Source organism: Devosia sp. MC532 (genome assembly GCF_016461625.1).
In the GTDB taxonomy this organism is placed as follows: Bacteria; Pseudomonadota; Alphaproteobacteria; order Rhizobiales; family Devosiaceae; genus Devosia.
On the sequence record NZ_JAEMNZ010000006.1, the window covers coordinates 115,792 to 130,244 of the forward strand.

Genomic DNA, 14,453 nt, shown 5'->3' on the forward strand with positions numbered 1-14,453 from the left:
GGATTTGCATTTGACCGTGTTGGCAATGGTTTACCGCTCGCAGCATACCGTCAAGCGGCCTGGCGGACGCGCCCCTAGTGTGTTGCTGAAGCCCCACCTCACCCGAGCACATTCACCCCCGGTACCCTTTATCCCCCAAATACGTCCCAACCCAGTCCTCTGGGTCATGGCAGAAGACTGAATTGGGCGGCTGGAGAGCACTCTCAAACAACACCATATTCACCATCGGCCCACCTTCCTCCGGCTTCAAGCGTGCCCGCGGAGCGAACGACGGTATTTTCAGCGCCGAATAGCCCGCCGCGCGTGCAGCATCGGCAAATACATGGGTCAGAACCACCTCTCCCCGATCTATATGCGCGCGATATGGGCAGTCTTTTAGGGCCTGCAGCGTCGCGCCTGCGAGTACATCGACAGGATCGCTGACCGTCAAATCCAGCACACGTTTTATTCTCACCGTATAGCAAAACAAAACAGTCGGCGGCGGCTTGAGCCCAAGTTGGTTGGTTTCTGCAAGAACTGTTTCGCGGTTGAGCGAAGTATAAAGCACTGGTGTACCGATAGGATTGAACCTGCCACCCATCAGGCGTGCGCCCTTCATGGATAGTGGGTCCTTGGCGTGTTTCAAAGCGATGGCTCGAAACACTTCCCCCTCAAAATCCATTTAGGCGTGCACGCCTACCTCAACCGCGTTGAGCGTTGCGAGCACTGCATCTGCACGGCTTGCAGCGATCAATTCGATGGCTGTTTTATTATATCCCGGCAGCTTTTGCGTTCTCATCCAGTTGAGCGCTTCGGTTGGGCTGACATCGCCAAATCGTATGACAGCCTCAACAACCCTTCGCGCATCCGCTAAAACGCGAGCATTTACGCCTGGTTTCCGGCTCGCCGTGCTTCCGAAATTCACGATGATTGCAGACTTTTTCGCGCGAGCTTTTAGGCTCGGCGCAGAAATTGATGCGTCAGATAGAACTTCGGTTACTATAATATCCCAAAGTGTCTGGGCAGCAATGATTTGCATTTCATCTCTCCTGCCCATTTATATTAACTCCGATGCATCAGATGTTGCAACAAAAACCCATTGGCGGTGCTATTTGTTCCATATGGGCTCTGAGTGGTGGCTATTGTGCTGCGCGTGGAGTCTCACCCCAGCGCCCGCGCCACCAGCCATTCCGGCGCGCCCACTGTCTCAGGTGCCTGATACCCCTTCGCCGTTGTTTCCAGCGCCCCAATTAGGCTCGCATAGGGTTCGGCGCGCATATATTGCGTCGGCACCAGCGCTACGATGCGGCGGATCTGGTTGGGGAACCGATAGAACGTCACCCCGCTCCGATCCAATCCATGCGCCACCATCAGCGGTGTCAGACACACGCCATTGCCCGCGCTCACCAGCGCCATGGCGGTCTCAAAACTGCGGCAGCGCGCGGTGATGTAGTGGTCGGGCAAAACCCGATCATACCAATCAATGCTTTGGTTGGTGTGTTGGGTGCCGAAGGAAAACTGAATGGCCCGATTGAGCTGTGCCTGTTGCTCAGCACTGAGGTCATCGATGGACGCGGTCGCCTCCAGCTTGAGGCTGCTCGGCACCGCCAGAACATAGGGGTCTTCCAGAAGCGGCACCTGCACAAAGCCCACCCCGGCTTCCGCCACCGAGTTCGCCGCCAACAGCCCGATTTTCACCCGGCGCGCATAAAGATATTCGAGCACTTCATTGGGCGCGGCTTCCAAAATATCAAAATCCAGCGCGTGGCCGCTGTCCAGCATGTCGGCCAAGGCTTGCGGCAGCAACACGCGCAACAGCGAGTTCACCCCGGCAATGCCGATGGTCATGCGCTTGCCGTCTTGAAACTGCTGCAGCCCGTCTTCCACCTCGCCAAGCGTGCGCAACAGATGCTCCACCTTAGGCAACAGATAGCCACCAGCCTCCGTCAGCGCCATTTCGCTGGCGCGCCGTTCAAACAGCAAAGTGCCTGTATTTGTTTCGAGCTTTGCCAGCTGTTGGGAGAGCGAGGGCTGGGTCAGGCCGAGCTGTTTTGCCGCCTTCGTCAGCGTCTTCGATTGCGCGACAGCCCAGAATATTTTTAGCTGGTGTAGCGTTAGATCGCGCGTGCTCAGGGTCACTCTCCTCGATTTGACTTCGGACAGCGCCGAAGCAGCGTGTAGCATCTTTGCTGGCTTTCCGTTAAAGCGCAAAGGGTCCCCGCGTCGATAGCTCTCATGCGACAGATGCGCAAACTTTCAGTCTGATCGGCACTAGTCGGATGAGCCTTAGGCCTACTACACCGTCCAAATCCACCCCGCGAAAGCCGGGCCAGCTCTCCGGTTCGGCCGTCTTCGGCCTCCAGATTCTGGTGGGTTTGGCGATTATTCTGGGCATGTTCGCCCTCAATGCTGTCGCTGGCAAATTGGTCATGCCCAAGCCCACCGATGTGCTCAATCAGAGCATCCGCCTGTGGTCCGATGGCACCATGCTCAAAGCTCTGGGCGAGTCGGTCACGGTGATTGGTTTGGGCTTTCTGCTCTCTGCGGTCAGCGGCATTCTGCTCGGCGTGCTGCTGGGTGGTAACCGGATTCTGGCCCGCGTTTTCGATCCTTTCGTCAACGCGTTGAACTCCACCCCCGGCGCAGCCTTCATCCCGCTGATCATTGTCTGGTTCGGTCTCTACACCGAAGCCAAGATCGTGGTCGTGTGGAACGCTGCGCTCTTCCCCATTCTCATCAACACCGCCGCTGGCATTTCCAATGCCAACAAGGATCTGGTGGAAATGGGCCGCGCCTTCGGTGCCAAAAAGGCGACCCTGTTCTGGCGCGTCATGATCCCCGATGCGCTGCCCTCCATTCTGAGCGGCCTGCGCATTGGCGCGGCGATTTCCACAGTTGGCACGGTCATCGCCGAGCTGACCATGGCCCAGTCCGGCCTCGGCGGTCTCTTGGCGCAAGCCGGCAATCGCTTCCAAATGGATCGCTATTTTGCTGTTGTTCTGGTGCTCATGGCGCTGGGCACAGCGCTGACTGCGCTCTTGCGCTATATCGAGCGCCGCCTTGGCCGCTGGCGCGTTGCGCAGGGAGAAGCCTCATGAGCCGCGCCCCGATTATTTCCGTCAAAAAAATCACCAAGACATTCAAAAACGGCGAAGTGACCGCGCTGCAGGACGTCTCCTTCGATGTTGCCGAGGGCGAGTTCCTGTCTCTTGTCGGCCCCTCCGGTTGCGGCAAGACCACACTTCTGCGCGTCATCAATGGCCTGATTGATGTTGACCATGGCGAGGTCATCTCGCTTGGCCAAGCGCCAGAACCCGGCCCCGATCTGGCCATGGTGTTCCAGTCCGCGCGCCTCCTGCCGTGGCTCACTGTCAGCGGCAATATCGAGTTCGTGCTTGAGCTGCGGGGCATGGACAAAGCCGAACGTCGCCAGCGCGCCGATGCCTTGTTGGGTGCCGTAGGTCTGCGCGATTTCGCCCAGGCCTTTGCTCATGAACTCTCCGGCGGCATGCAGCAGCGTGTTGGCCTCGCCCGCGCTTTGGCGGTTGAGCCGAAGGTTCTTCTTATGGACGAACCCTTCGCCGCGCTCGATGCCATCACCCGTGAAGTTCTGCGCCGGGAGCTTTACGAGATGTGGGCCCGTCGCAAGACGACCATCGTCTTTGTCACCCACGACATTGAAGAAGCCATTCTGCTCTCCCAGCGCATTGTGCTGCTGAAGCCGCGCCCCGGTCGCGTCGATAGCGTCATTAATGTCGATCTGCCCGAGCCGCGTTTCGCGCAAGACCCTCGCACTTATCCCCAGTTCGCCGCCTATCGCTCCAGCATTTGGCAGCGCATTCAGGACATGGCCAGAGAGGGCACAAAGCTTGAGGAATTGTCCGGCGCTTTTCCCAAGGAACTGCCATAGCTTAGCGGCATAAGCTTTTCCAATAGCACGCATAGAGTGAAGCGGGCGGCGATTGATGGTGAGTAATTTCCACGTCGGAGATTTCTTTGCGCGAAAGCGTGTTCCGGCGGCTTAGGAACTGCCATGACTACGCCTTGTACGGAACGCCTTGCCCCCATTAGTCCAGCGCATTGGACGCGGGAAACTGCAGCCCATCTGCTTGAACGCGCGGGTTTCGGTGGCACTCCGGCAGAAATCGATCGCCTCGCCGCCTTAGACCCAGTCTGTGCTGTCCGTAGTCTGGTGGGTTACCACTCCTATTCGGTGAATGTGGCTCTGCCCACTTTCGAAGCCTCCGACATCTGGGACGATAGTCTCGTCCAGTTCCCGGTCAGCCGTCCCGCCGCCACCGAAGGAGCTGAGCGCACCGGCGAGGCTATGGGCGTGAAGGTCAAGCCCGCAGGGTCCCGCCCGCTTCAGCCCGTCACCAACCGGTTCTTCTATTGGCTCCGCGCCACCACGCTCGAAACGCGCCGTCTCTCCATGTGGTGGCTCGATCGCATGGTGCGCACTTCGGCTCCGCTCGAAGAAAAACTCACCCTGTTCTGGCACGGCCATTTCGCCGTCTCCGAGGAAAAGCTCCGCGACGTCCGCAAGATCGCGCTCTATCTCGAAACCCTGCGCACCCATGCCGCTGGCAATTTCGGCGATTTGCTCAATGCCATCTCCAAAGACCCCGCCATGCTGGTGTTTCTCGATGCCGCCCAAAACGTCAAAGGCGCGCCCAATGAGAACTTTGGCCGTGAGGTCATGGAGCTCTTCACCATGGGCGTCGGTCATTACTCTGAAGACGATATCCGTGAAGCAGCCCGTGCCTTCACCGGTTGGGGCAATGACGATCTGAAGTTCGTCTTCGATCGCGCCAAGCATGACGGTGGCGAAAAGAACTTCCTTGGCTATACCGGCGCTTTTAACGGCGACGACATCCTGCGCATCATTCTCACCCAGCGCCAAACCGGCATCTATATCGCCTCCAAGCTCTACCGTTTCTTCGTGCGCGAAGACCTCAGCCCCGCCTTTGCCGAAGAGCTTGGCGCACTGATGCAAGCGCTCAATTACGACATCCCGGCCTTCCTCGAAGAGCTGTTCCTCTCCGAAGATTTCTATAGCCAGGCTTCCGTGGGCACCCACATCAAATCGCCCGTCGAGCTTTTGGTCTCGACCTATCGCAAGCTCGGTCTGGCTGAACTGCCGACCATTCCCGATCCTGTGTCCGTCACCAAGTCCTTGGGCCAGGTGCCGCTCTATCCGCCCACCGTCGCGGGTTGGGGTTCTGGTCGTTCCTGGATGACGCCGGGCCTTCTCTTCGAGCGCGGCAATTTTGCCAAGGAAGTGATGTTCCCCAACATCATCGAATTCCGTGATCCGCTCTATAATCCCGGTGCCGAAGTGCGCCGCGTCAACGCCAATATCAATGCTGGCATGGAAATCACCAAAGCCACTTTGGAAGAGGGGGCATCCCCCAGCGCGACCGCGGGCATTCAGGAAGCCTTCAACACGCGTTACGCCAGCCTTCAGGGCTATAACGAAGCGCTCCGCCGCTTAAAACCAACGCCCCGCTTTGCCGCAAACTTCTCGCTGTCGCAGCTGGTTGTCGCAGCCGGCGCTCAAACCACCGAAGCGGCGGTCGATCATCTGCTTGTGCGCCTCCTGCGTGTGCCGATCGCTCCGCCAGCCCGCCAAGCTCTCATCGACACGCTCGACGCCGAGCTTGGCACCACCTCTCTTCTCGAAGCCCAAACCTATATGGAACACGGCCTCCGCCTCGTCGCGCACATGATCATGAGCGCGCCTCAATATCAGCTGGCGTGAGGAATTTTTGACCATGGCCAAAACTCCAAAACTCTCCAATACCGAAAAGCTCAATCTGATCGAGCAGGGCTATTCCTCCATGGTCATGAACGGGGCAGGGGGCATAACCACCTCGCCTGTGTTCTCCAAAGTCGCCGACGCTCAGGCCAATGATCGTATTCTGGTCATTGTCGAACTCTCCGGCGGCAATGACGGTCTCAACACCGTCGTGCCCTATGCTGACGACGCCTATTATCGCGCGCGCCCCAATCTCGGCATCCGCAAGGAAAAGCTGCTCAAGATCGACGATCACATCGGCTTCCAGCGCACCATGACCGGCTTTGAACGTCTCTACAAAGACGGCAATATGAGCATTGTGAACGGCGTTGGTTATGACCAGCCCTCGTTCTCGCACTTCTCGTCCATGGCCTTCTGGCAGACCGGCGCACCGAACTCTGGCGAAGCCTATGGTTGGCTTGGCCGCATGGCCGATGCCATCGACCCGCAGGGTCACTCGACCAATTTCCTCGTCAACATCGACGATAGCCAGTCGCTCGCCGTGCGCTCCATGCATCACGTGCCGCTGGTCTTCAACAATCCGGACAATTTCACTCGTCGCCTGCTCGACGAAGAGCACGCTGCCATTGCCGCGCTCGACCGCAATTATGGCAATGGCTCGACCAATGCCTCCGAGCAATTCCTGCTCGACATTGCTGCCAGCGCCAACTCATCCGAGCAATTGGTGCGCGACGCTTGCTCCTCTTATGAGACCCCGGTGGATTACGGCCTCATCCCCTTCGGCCTAGAGCGCGTTGCTGCTCTCATCGCTGCCGATTTCCCCACCAAGGTCTACTACGTTCCCTATCGGAACAACGCCTTTGATACCCACGTCTATCAGTCCGATCTGCATGCGCGTCTGTGGTCCTACACCTCAGATCACATTGCCGGTTTCGTTGAAGACATGGAGCGCATTGGCCGCGGCGACGATGTTGTCGTCATGGTCTTTTCAGAATTCGGTCGCCGCGTCGCTGAAAACACCAGCCTGGGCACCGATCATGGCACCGCCGGTCCTGCCTTCGTCATCGGCAAGGGCGTGAAGGGCGGTCAATACGGCGCCATGCCGAGCCTGACCGATCTCGACGATGGCAACCTCAAATACACCACCGACTTCCGGCGCATCTACTCGACCCTGATCAATGGGTGGATGGGCTACGAGAATACCTCAGAAATCCTCAAATCCGACTTCGCCCCAATCGACTTGTTTGCCCGAAATCACTGAACCAAAGAGAAGCAGAGAAAATCCGATGTCGCTTACCCGCCGTTCTATTCTAGCCGCTGCTGCCTTCACCCTCGCCAGTGCAACTGCCATGACTGGCGCCTTCGCCCAGCCAGCCGACATGCTCGAGCTCAAGCTGGCGCTCGGCACTGCCGACGTCAACTTCAACCCCACCACGGCATCGGTCTATCGTCTTGCCGACACTCTGGGCTTTTACGAAAAGCACGGCGTAAAGGTTGAGATCGTCGCGCTCGATGGCACGCCACAGGCTGTTGCAGCTTTGAACTCGGGCGCCGTGGACATCGCCGACATCTCCATCGACGCAGCGGTTCGCCTCCGCGCCGAAAACGATGTCGCCATTAAGGGCTTCACCTCGGTTGCCCTCGGCAACCCATTCCTCATCGCCACCAAGACCGACATCACCTCGGTTGAACAGCTCGTTGGCCGCAGCTACGCCGTCGCCGATAACGGCAGCTTGGACTACAACCTCTCGCGCGCTGTGATCGACAGCTTCGGCGTCGATATTGACGGTCCAGATTTCGTCGCCATCGGCGCACCGGACATTCGCGTTCAGGCTCTGGCCGTCGGCCGTGTCGATGCGACCACCGTCTCCTTCGGCACCTATCAGTCCATCGCTGGCACTGAAGGCGTCCACGTTCTGGTCGATGCCGACGAGTTCGCCAAGCGCTCGCCTGGCCAGTCCAAATTCGTCGCCGCTTTGGAGCCAACCCTAGAAGGCAAGCGTGAAGCTCTCCAGCGCTTCACCAATGCTCTCGCCGATGCATCGCGCACCATGCAGCAGGATCCACAAATCTGGATCGATGCGATCACCGCAGCGCGTGAAGACCTCACGCCAGAAGCCATCAAGTCGACCGCCGAGATCAACGTCCGCCGTTGGTGCGTTAATGGCTGTATGAACCCAGAGAGCCTAGACAAGACCGTCGCCTATGCCTACTCGACCGCTGATTTTGCCGAAGTGAAGGAAATCCCGGCCAGCGACGTTTACGACGCCAGCTTTGCCGAAAAGATGATGGAAACCCTCGGCAAGGCCGAAGGCAATATTCTCGACGCACGCTAAGAGGCACATTTCTGCCAAAAGCCCCTCGGCGCGGTGACCATGCCGCGCCGGGAGCCCATAAAGGCTGGCCAAAGGCCAAGAATTGGCCCATTGAGGCCACTCAAAAGCCCCAGCAATTTCACGCCTGTAGTCTCCCGCATTTCCCCTCGAAATGCGCCAGCACAAACGCGCTAAGCCCTTACGTCATAGTTCCTTTCCCGATGTTTGTGCTCGCCCCGGGCGTCCATGGCAAAATCCCCATATCCATCGCATTCGACTAGCCGAACCAATTTCTTGGCCGCATAGTGCCCAAACCGTTGGAGGACGGTTTTGGAGGACTTATGAAGCTCGGCATTAACCTGCTCTGTCTCAACGATTTTGTGACAGAGGATCACCTGCCCATTCTGCGCCGCCTGAAGGCTCTGGGTTATGACGGCGTCGAAATCCCCATCCTCTCCGGCGAGCCCGACCATTACGCGTGGCTTGGTCGCCAGCTTGACGCCATTGGCTTAGAGCGTTGCGCCACAGCTATCGTGCCAACGCCCGATGTCAGCCCCATTGCGGCAGACCCAGAAACCCGCGCCAAAGGCCGCGCTCACCTCAACTGGGCGCTCGATTGCGCCATTGCTCTGGGCGCGCAAAGCCTAGGTGGGCCCATGCACGCGCCCATCGGTCACTTCACCGGCTCCGGTCCCACCGAAAGCGAACTCAACTACGGCGTTGAAGCGCATCGCGATCTCGCGCAACGCGCTGAAAATAATGGTCTTTTCATAAGTCTTGAGCCGCTTAATCGCTTCGAGACCTATTTTCTCAACACCACCACCCAGTGCCGCGATTACGCGCTTCGTGTGGACCATCCCGCCTTCCGGATCATGTACGACACCTTCCACGCCAATATCGAAGACGGCAACCAAGTTGCTGCCTTTCAAACCGTCGCGCCCCATGTCGGCATCGTCCATGTTTCAGAAAATGATCGTGGCATCCCCGGTCGCGGCCACATCGACTTTGCTCATATTTTCAAAGCGATACGCGCATTGGGCTATGACGGCTGGCTCACTTTGGAAGCCTTCGGTGCCGGTCTTCCAGGCATAGCTGCCGCCACCCGCGTCTGGCGCCCGCTCTTCCCCGATCACGAAACCCTCTTCTCTGAAAGCGCCAGCTTCATTCGCAAGACTTGGGCTGAGGCGAAATAGGGCAGGGGCGAGGACTTATCCCCGCCCCATAAGAACGTGCCAGACTGTCGACTTTGCCCAGAGATAATTTTCCCTCAAGGGCCTAGTATCGCATCAGCCCTCGCTCGCGCGCTCATCCAAAATGTCGAGGATGGCGGCCGTCGCGACGGCATAACCCCGTGCTCCAAGCCCGGCGATCACCGCGTCGGCCCGCATGGAAACATAGGAGCGGTGGTAGATTTGTTCGCGCTTATGAATGTTGGAGATATGGAGTTCGATCACCGGGCCTTCAAACATCTTGAGCGCATCAAGCAGCGCCAGTGAGGTGAAGGTGAAGGCGGCGGGATTGATAACAATCCCGGCCCCTTCGTCGATGGCCTCATGCACCCAGTTGATCAGCTGTTCTTCACTATTGGTCTGGTGAAAGACAACAGGGCGCTGACCTGCCGCCTGCCGACACATCTCCTCGACTTCGGCGAGCGTCGTCGTGCCATAAATATGCGGCTCGCGCTTCCCGAGGCGATTAAGGTTGGGACCGTTCAGAATATAGAGCGGCTTCATAGCGAGACCCCTTGGTATCCGAACATCTTCGGCAACCACAGCACCGTATCCGGCACGAATGTGAAGAGGATCAGCGCGCCAATCAAAACCCAAAGGAAGGGCATGACATCGCTGATCAAAGCCCGCATCGGGGTTTTGGCTATTCGCGTCATGATGAACAGTAAAAGGCCGTAGGGCGGGGTGATTAGCCCGAGCATGATGTTGACCACGGCAACCACGCCAAAGTGAACCATGTCGATGCCCAGTGCCTGCGCTGCGGGGATCAGAACTGGAACGATCACCAGAAGAATGGTCGTGCCTTCAAGAACACAGCCCAACAGCAGCAGGAGGATGTTGACGACGATCAGGAAGGTGATCGGGTCCATATCCCAAGACAGCAAAATGGCGCTGATGGTGCGGGGGATATTCTCGATGGTGACAACATAATTGAATACCAGTGCGCCAGCGATCAGCATGCCGATGGAGGCTGTGGTTTTGGCGCTCGTCAGCAGCGATTGGTAAAGCTCCGGCATTTTGACGGCGCGATAAAAGACCACGGAGACAAGCAGCGCATAGGCCGCGGCCACTGCTGCAGCCTCGGTTGGCGTCGTTACGCCACCATAAATGCCGTACATCAGAACGACGGGCATCATCAGCACCGGAAGTGCTTCCCATGTCATCTTCGGCAGTTGGCGCAAGGGCACTGGCGGCTCAACAGGGAAGTTCTTTACCCGCGCGGTGATGGCGATGAGCACCATCATAAAGCCAGCCATGATCAGGCCCGGCACGACGCCACCCAGGAACAGATAGCCAATGGAGGTATCGGCCACCAAGGCATAGAGAACCATAGGAATGGACGGAGGAATGATCGGTCCAATAACCGCAGTGACAGCGGTCAGCGCTGCAGCATAGGACGGCGTGTATTTATTGTCCTTGGTCATCATGTGCTGCATCATCTTGCCAGAGCCTGCAGCATCGGCCACGGCCGAGCCTGACATGCCCGCAAAGACAATTGATTGCAGCACGTTCACCTGCGCCAGACCGCCTCGGAAGCGACCGACGAGCGCGTCACACCACTTGAGCAAGCGGTCAGACAGCGTGCCTGAATTCATAATCTCGGCGGCAAGAATGAACAGCGGCACCGCCAACATGATGTAGTTGGAGTACATGCCGTTGAGGAATTGCTCAGCGACAATGCCGGGATCCTGGCCGCGCATGAAGAGATAGACCAGTGAGCCGCAGATCATCGACACACCCATCGGCAGGCCGAGGAAGGCGAGGAGCGTTATCAGGCCCAGCGCAATGCCAAAGGCCAAAGAAATCGTGGTCATATGCCCGAGCTCACCTTGGTTGGATCAGCGTCATCTGCGAGGCGCCCAAAGGCAGCCTGCCACGCCACATAGAGCTGGCGTACGATCATCGCGACGGCAAAAATCCCGTAGATGGAATAGAGATAGTCAAAGCGGATCTTGAGATAGGCGGTCTTTTCCACCTTCATAAACAAGATGTAGTCGATCACCGCTGGCAGCGAGAAGGTAAAGAGCACCACCAACGTGAGCGAGGTGATCAACACCATCACACGCTTCACCCCGGGCCTAGCCGCGCCATAAAACAGATCAAAACGAATTTCTTCGTTGTCGCGCACCACAAAGGCGGTGCCGAACAGCACCATCCAGAGCCACATGATGACGCTGATTTCATGTGTCCAGCCGATCGGCAGGTTCAGCACATAGCGGAACACGATCTGCAGGATGAAAACGATGAACATGATTGCCAGCATAGCGGCGAGCACGTTCTCTGCCCGGGCATGCAGCCAGCGGCCAATTGCGGAAATCTTGGGAGACATCCGTCCACTCTCCTCGGGAGCTAGCACGCGGCCAGCGGCAAGACGGAAGAGGCGACGCGATTGCGCCGCCTCAAATTTGGAGCAAATTAGAGGGCGTTGATGCGCTCAACCACGCCTTCTGGCCAATCCTTGGCAAGATCGGACTCAAGGTACTTCTGCTGCGCAAAGCTGCGGAAGGCAGCAAGATCAGGCTCATAGACATCAAGACCTGCGCTGCGGAAGCGCTCGGCCAGTTCGGCCTCGCGGGCAACGTGCTCATTCTGACTGAAGTCGATGGCTGCCTTGGCGGCTTCTTCAAACTTGGCCTGCTGCTCTGGGCTCATCGCATCCCAAGACGACTTGGAGATGACGAGAAGGTCAAAGCCGACCAGATGCGAAGTGAGGGCGATCTGCTTCATCACTTCGTAGAACTTCATGTTCTCGACGTTCGGCAGCGGGTTGTCCTGCCCGTCAATCGCGCCAGTCTGAAGTCCGGTGTACACCTCGGCATAAGCCATTGGCGTTGGATTGGCACCGATGGACGAACCGAGGAACTGCCAAGCGTCACCACCCGGCATACGCAGCTTTACGCCAGCGAGGTCGGCAGGGGTGTTGATCTTCTTTTCGCTGATCAGACCCACGTGACGTGCGCCGAAATAGGTTGGGCCGATGATGTGAATGCCCAACTGGTCTTCAGCCATCTTCTTGAACTCAGCGCCAACGTCGCTGTCAAAGAAGGTGCGCAGATGGTTCGCGTCACGGAAGAGATAAGCCGAGGTCAGAACCGACCAGGCCGGGATCTGATTGGAGATATCTTGCGGAGCGATATTGCCCATTTCGAGGTTGCCGCGCTGCAGTGCGACGAGCTCAGTGCCCTGCTTAAAGAGGTTGCCGCCGAGATAGGTTTCGATGGTGTAGTCGTCTGCCACTTGCGCAGACAGCATGCTCATCATCTCAGCGCGAATATCGGCTTCAGAAAATACAGCCGAGAAACGCAGTACAGGCTTGTCCTGAGCCATTGTGGGCAACAGTGAAGCGAGCATAAGCCCGCCAACCATCAGCGCGCGGCGCGATAGCGTTAGCATCATGATTTTCCTCCCTCAGAAAACATTTGTCGGTTGTTCCGACGTCGCCGAAGGCCCTCTCCACCGGCTTTTGTCACTTTGTACGAACTAGTACGTTCATGTCAACAATGTTTCCGCCGCATTAATATGCGATCTTTCATTTCATCCGATATTCTTATAATCATCGGTTGAATGCAAGCGGTGAGGCGATGCGGTGATCAATCCGGAAGAGACGATAGGCGAGGCAATCTATCGTCGTCTGCGCGCCGATATTATTTCGTGCGACCTTGCCCCCGGTCAAAAGCTCAAGCTTGAGCCGCTAAAAGCACGCTATGACACGGGCTTAGGTACCCTCCGCGAAGTCCTGAACCGCTTGGCGAGTGAAGACTTGGTGGTCGCTGAAGGGCAAAAGGGGTTTGCGGTGGCACCGGCCACAGTGGCCGATTTGCGCGAAACAGCAGACCTGCGCCTCCTGCTTGAAAGCCACGCGTTAAAGCTCTCCATCGCGCGTGGTGACCTTGATTGGGAAGGCGAAATCGTCTCGGCCCATCACAAGCTTGCGGCCATCGAAAAGCAACTTTTGGGCGGGCAGAACAAGCAGACGGTGGAGTGGGTGCGCTATGACTTCGCCTTCCACAATGCGCTGATTTCCGCCTGCGGATCGCGGTCTTTGCTCACGATGCACGCCACCATATTCGATCGCTTTTTGCGCTATCACATGTTGGCAGCAAGCTTTCGCGGATCAGGCGTCGTTTCCGATCACAGGGCGCTGCTCGAGCTTGCCCTGGCGCGCGATACGCAAGGCGCACTCGCCATGCTCGGCACCCATATTGAGAGCGGCCTCAACCATGTGTTGCAGACCAAGCTCCTCGCCGCTTAGGCAAAGCGCGCAAAGGTTTTGGCCATTTCCTGCGGGTCCGCTGCTTGGCCGGCAAAGAGTGTGAAGGCTCCAACGGCCTGATAGATCGCCATGCCGCCGCCGGAGAGCACCCGGCATCCCTTTGCCCGAGCCGTTTTGATCAGCTCTGTCTCGCGCGGAAAATAGATAATATCGACAATGAATTGCTCGGCGCAAAGCAAGTCTGGCGCCAGAGGCATTCCCGGCAGCTTCTCCATGCCCACTGGCGTGGTATTGACCGCGCCGCCGGCCCCAACAATCGCTGACCGCAGATGATCTGGCAAAATGGCCCGAACCCGTGCGCCATTCGCTTTAGCCATTTGGTCCGCCAAGGCACGGGCTTTCTCAACATCGACATCGACAATATCGAGCGCGCTAACGCCGAGCCCAATCAGCGCCTGCGCCACGGCGGAGCCAGCACCACCTGCGCCCAGTTGGATCACCCGGCCCAAATCTTGGGTGCCAAATGCGGCCGTAAAACTTTGCGCAAAGCCAGAGCAATCAGTGTTGTAACCGTGGGACGCACCCGCCTCGAACACGACGGTGTTCACTGCGCCAATAGCGCGGGCCTCGGGGCTCAAATTATCAAGCAGCGGGACAATCGCTTGCTTAAATGGAAAGGTCACATTGCATCCGCGATAGCCCTTTGCCTTCATGGCGCTGAGCACTGCGGCAAGCGCACTATCGGGCAGGTCCAACGCGTCAAAGTCAATCAGATCATAGCGATAGGCGAGCCCTAAACGTTCGCCCTCTTTCTCGTGCATGACCGGGGTCAGCGACGCGCCAATACCGCGTCCCAGCAGTCCGATTCGAAGTGTTGGCCCAGATTGATTGAGGTCGGATCGCATGGCGTCGACACGCGAAAGTGCCGCTTTTGCACGCTCAAACTGCATAGACACGAC

General features: G+C 57.9%; 15 protein-coding genes. 7 read left to right on the top strand and 8 right to left on the bottom strand.

The annotated features are described in order from the left end of the window. Positions 1-112: 112 nt before the first annotated feature. From JHC09_RS09470 to JHC09_RS09480, 3 genes are all read right to left on the bottom strand, one after another. Positions 113-661: an RES family NAD+ phosphorylase gene (locus tag JHC09_RS09470; protein WP_199531751.1), complete on the bottom strand. Its 549-nt coding sequence runs from the start codon at positions 659-661 to the stop codon at positions 113-115. Then, complete coding sequence (locus JHC09_RS09475; protein WP_199531752.1) at positions 662-1,018, bottom strand: hypothetical protein; 357 nt, start codon at positions 1,016-1,018, stop codon at positions 662-664. Positions 1,019-1,140: 122 nt separating this feature from the next. Then, entirely contained in the window at positions 1,141-2,118 is a 978-nt protein-coding gene (locus tag JHC09_RS09480) for a LysR family transcriptional regulator (RefSeq protein WP_199531753.1), read from the bottom strand. Between the two features lie 140 nt (positions 2,119-2,258). Here JHC09_RS09480 and JHC09_RS09485 point away from each other — a divergent pair, with 140 nt between their 5' ends. The 6 genes from JHC09_RS09485 to JHC09_RS09510 all read left to right on the top strand — a co-directional run bounded on the left by JHC09_RS09485 (position 2,259) and on the right by JHC09_RS09510 (position 9,245). After that, positions 2,259-3,077, top strand: a complete 819-nt coding sequence (locus JHC09_RS09485) for an ABC transporter permease (protein WP_199531754.1) — start codon at positions 2,259-2,261, stop codon at positions 3,075-3,077. After that, a complete protein-coding gene (locus tag JHC09_RS09490; protein WP_199531755.1) occupies positions 3,074-3,889 on the top strand; it encodes an ABC transporter ATP-binding protein in 816 nt (271 codons plus the stop codon). Before JHC09_RS09485 ends, JHC09_RS09490 begins: the two co-directional genes overlap by 4 nt. 123 nt (positions 3,890-4,012) lie before the next feature. Then, positions 4,013-5,740: a DUF1800 domain-containing protein gene (locus JHC09_RS09495; protein ID WP_199531756.1), complete on the top strand. Its 1,728-nt coding sequence runs from the start codon at positions 4,013-4,015 to the stop codon at positions 5,738-5,740. Positions 5,741-5,753: 13 nt separating this feature from the next. Further along, positions 5,754-6,998 (top strand): DUF1501 domain-containing protein, encoded by a 1,245-nt coding sequence (locus JHC09_RS09500; protein WP_199531757.1) that lies wholly within the window; start codon positions 5,754-5,756, stop codon positions 6,996-6,998. 25 nt (positions 6,999-7,023) lie between these two features. Next, positions 7,024-8,073, top strand: a complete 1,050-nt coding sequence (locus JHC09_RS09505; RefSeq protein ID WP_199531758.1) for an ABC transporter substrate-binding protein — start codon at positions 7,024-7,026, stop codon at positions 8,071-8,073. Between the two features lie 320 nt (positions 8,074-8,393). Further along, the gene (locus tag JHC09_RS09510; protein WP_199531759.1) at positions 8,394-9,245 is read left to right on the top strand and encodes a sugar phosphate isomerase/epimerase family protein; all 852 of its coding nucleotides are present in this window, start codon (positions 8,394-8,396) and stop codon (positions 9,243-9,245) included. A 93-nt stretch (positions 9,246-9,338) separates the two neighbouring features. Here the strand turns inward: JHC09_RS09510 and JHC09_RS09515 are convergent, their stop codons facing one another. From JHC09_RS09515 to dctP, 4 genes are all read right to left on the bottom strand, one after another. Continuing rightward, a complete protein-coding gene (locus tag JHC09_RS09515; RefSeq protein WP_199531760.1) occupies positions 9,339-9,785 on the bottom strand; it encodes a type II 3-dehydroquinate dehydratase in 447 nt (148 codons plus the stop codon). Next, on the bottom strand, positions 9,782-11,095 hold the full coding sequence (locus JHC09_RS09520) for a TRAP transporter large permease (protein WP_199531761.1): 1,314 nt from the start codon (positions 11,093-11,095) through the stop codon (positions 9,782-9,784). The genes JHC09_RS09515 and JHC09_RS09520 overlap by 4 nt, the downstream gene beginning before the upstream one ends. Continuing rightward, positions 11,092-11,610, bottom strand: coding sequence for a TRAP transporter small permease subunit (locus JHC09_RS09525; protein WP_199531762.1), 519 nt, complete (start codon positions 11,608-11,610; stop codon positions 11,092-11,094). The genes JHC09_RS09520 and JHC09_RS09525 overlap by 4 nt, the downstream gene beginning before the upstream one ends. A gap of 86 nt (positions 11,611-11,696) precedes the next feature. After that, positions 11,697-12,677, bottom strand: a complete 981-nt coding sequence (gene dctP, locus JHC09_RS09530; protein WP_199531763.1) for a TRAP transporter substrate-binding protein DctP — start codon at positions 12,675-12,677, stop codon at positions 11,697-11,699. Between the two features lie 190 nt (positions 12,678-12,867). On the opposite strand from dctP, the gene JHC09_RS09535 reads away from it, so the two are divergent. Continuing rightward, positions 12,868-13,533 carry an FCD domain-containing protein gene (locus JHC09_RS09535; RefSeq protein ID WP_199531764.1) on the top strand — a complete coding sequence of 222 codons (666 nt, stop codon included), beginning with the start codon at positions 12,868-12,870 and terminating at the stop codon, positions 13,531-13,533. Here the strand turns inward: JHC09_RS09535 and JHC09_RS09540 are convergent. Beyond that, positions 13,530-14,444, bottom strand: coding sequence for a shikimate dehydrogenase (locus JHC09_RS09540; RefSeq protein ID WP_248308957.1), 915 nt, complete (start codon positions 14,442-14,444; stop codon positions 13,530-13,532). The two genes, JHC09_RS09535 and JHC09_RS09540, sit on opposite strands and share 4 nt — an antisense overlap. Positions 14,445-14,453 lie beyond the last annotated feature (9 nt).

Excerpts from the sequence above, each read along its gene's own strand:
- JHC09_RS09520 (WP_199531761.1), bottom strand. The coding sequence starts at position 11,095 with ATGACCACGATTTCTTTGGCCTTTGGCATTGCGCTGGGCCTGATAACG.
- JHC09_RS09475 (WP_199531752.1), bottom strand. The coding sequence starts at position 1,018 with ATGCAAATCATTGCTGCCCAGACACTTTGGGATATTATAGTAACCGAA.
- JHC09_RS09505 (WP_199531758.1), top strand. The coding sequence starts at position 7,024 with ATGTCGCTTACCCGCCGTTCTATTCTAGCCGCTGCTGCCTTCACCCTC.
- JHC09_RS09510 (WP_199531759.1), top strand. The coding sequence starts at position 8,394 with ATGAAGCTCGGCATTAACCTGCTCTGTCTCAACGATTTTGTGACAGAG.
- JHC09_RS09470 (WP_199531751.1), bottom strand. The coding sequence starts at position 661 with ATGGATTTTGAGGGGGAAGTGTTTCGAGCCATCGCTTTGAAACACGCC.
- JHC09_RS09540 (WP_248308957.1), bottom strand. The coding sequence starts at position 14,444 with ATGCAGTTTGAGCGTGCAAAAGCGGCACTTTCGCGTGTCGACGCCATG.
- dctP (WP_199531763.1), bottom strand. The coding sequence starts at position 12,677 with ATGATGCTAACGCTATCGCGCCGCGCGCTGATGGTTGGCGGGCTTATG.
- JHC09_RS09495 (WP_199531756.1), top strand. The coding sequence starts at position 4,013 with ATGACTACGCCTTGTACGGAACGCCTTGCCCCCATTAGTCCAGCGCAT.
- JHC09_RS09500 (WP_199531757.1), top strand. The coding sequence starts at position 5,754 with ATGGCCAAAACTCCAAAACTCTCCAATACCGAAAAGCTCAATCTGATC.
- JHC09_RS09515 (WP_199531760.1), bottom strand. The coding sequence starts at position 9,785 with ATGAAGCCGCTCTATATTCTGAACGGTCCCAACCTTAATCGCCTCGGG.
- JHC09_RS09485 (WP_199531754.1), top strand. The coding sequence starts at position 2,259 with ATGAGCCTTAGGCCTACTACACCGTCCAAATCCACCCCGCGAAAGCCG.
- JHC09_RS09490 (WP_199531755.1), top strand. The coding sequence starts at position 3,074 with ATGAGCCGCGCCCCGATTATTTCCGTCAAAAAAATCACCAAGACATTC.
- JHC09_RS09525 (WP_199531762.1), bottom strand. The coding sequence starts at position 11,610 with ATGTCTCCCAAGATTTCCGCAATTGGCCGCTGGCTGCATGCCCGGGCA.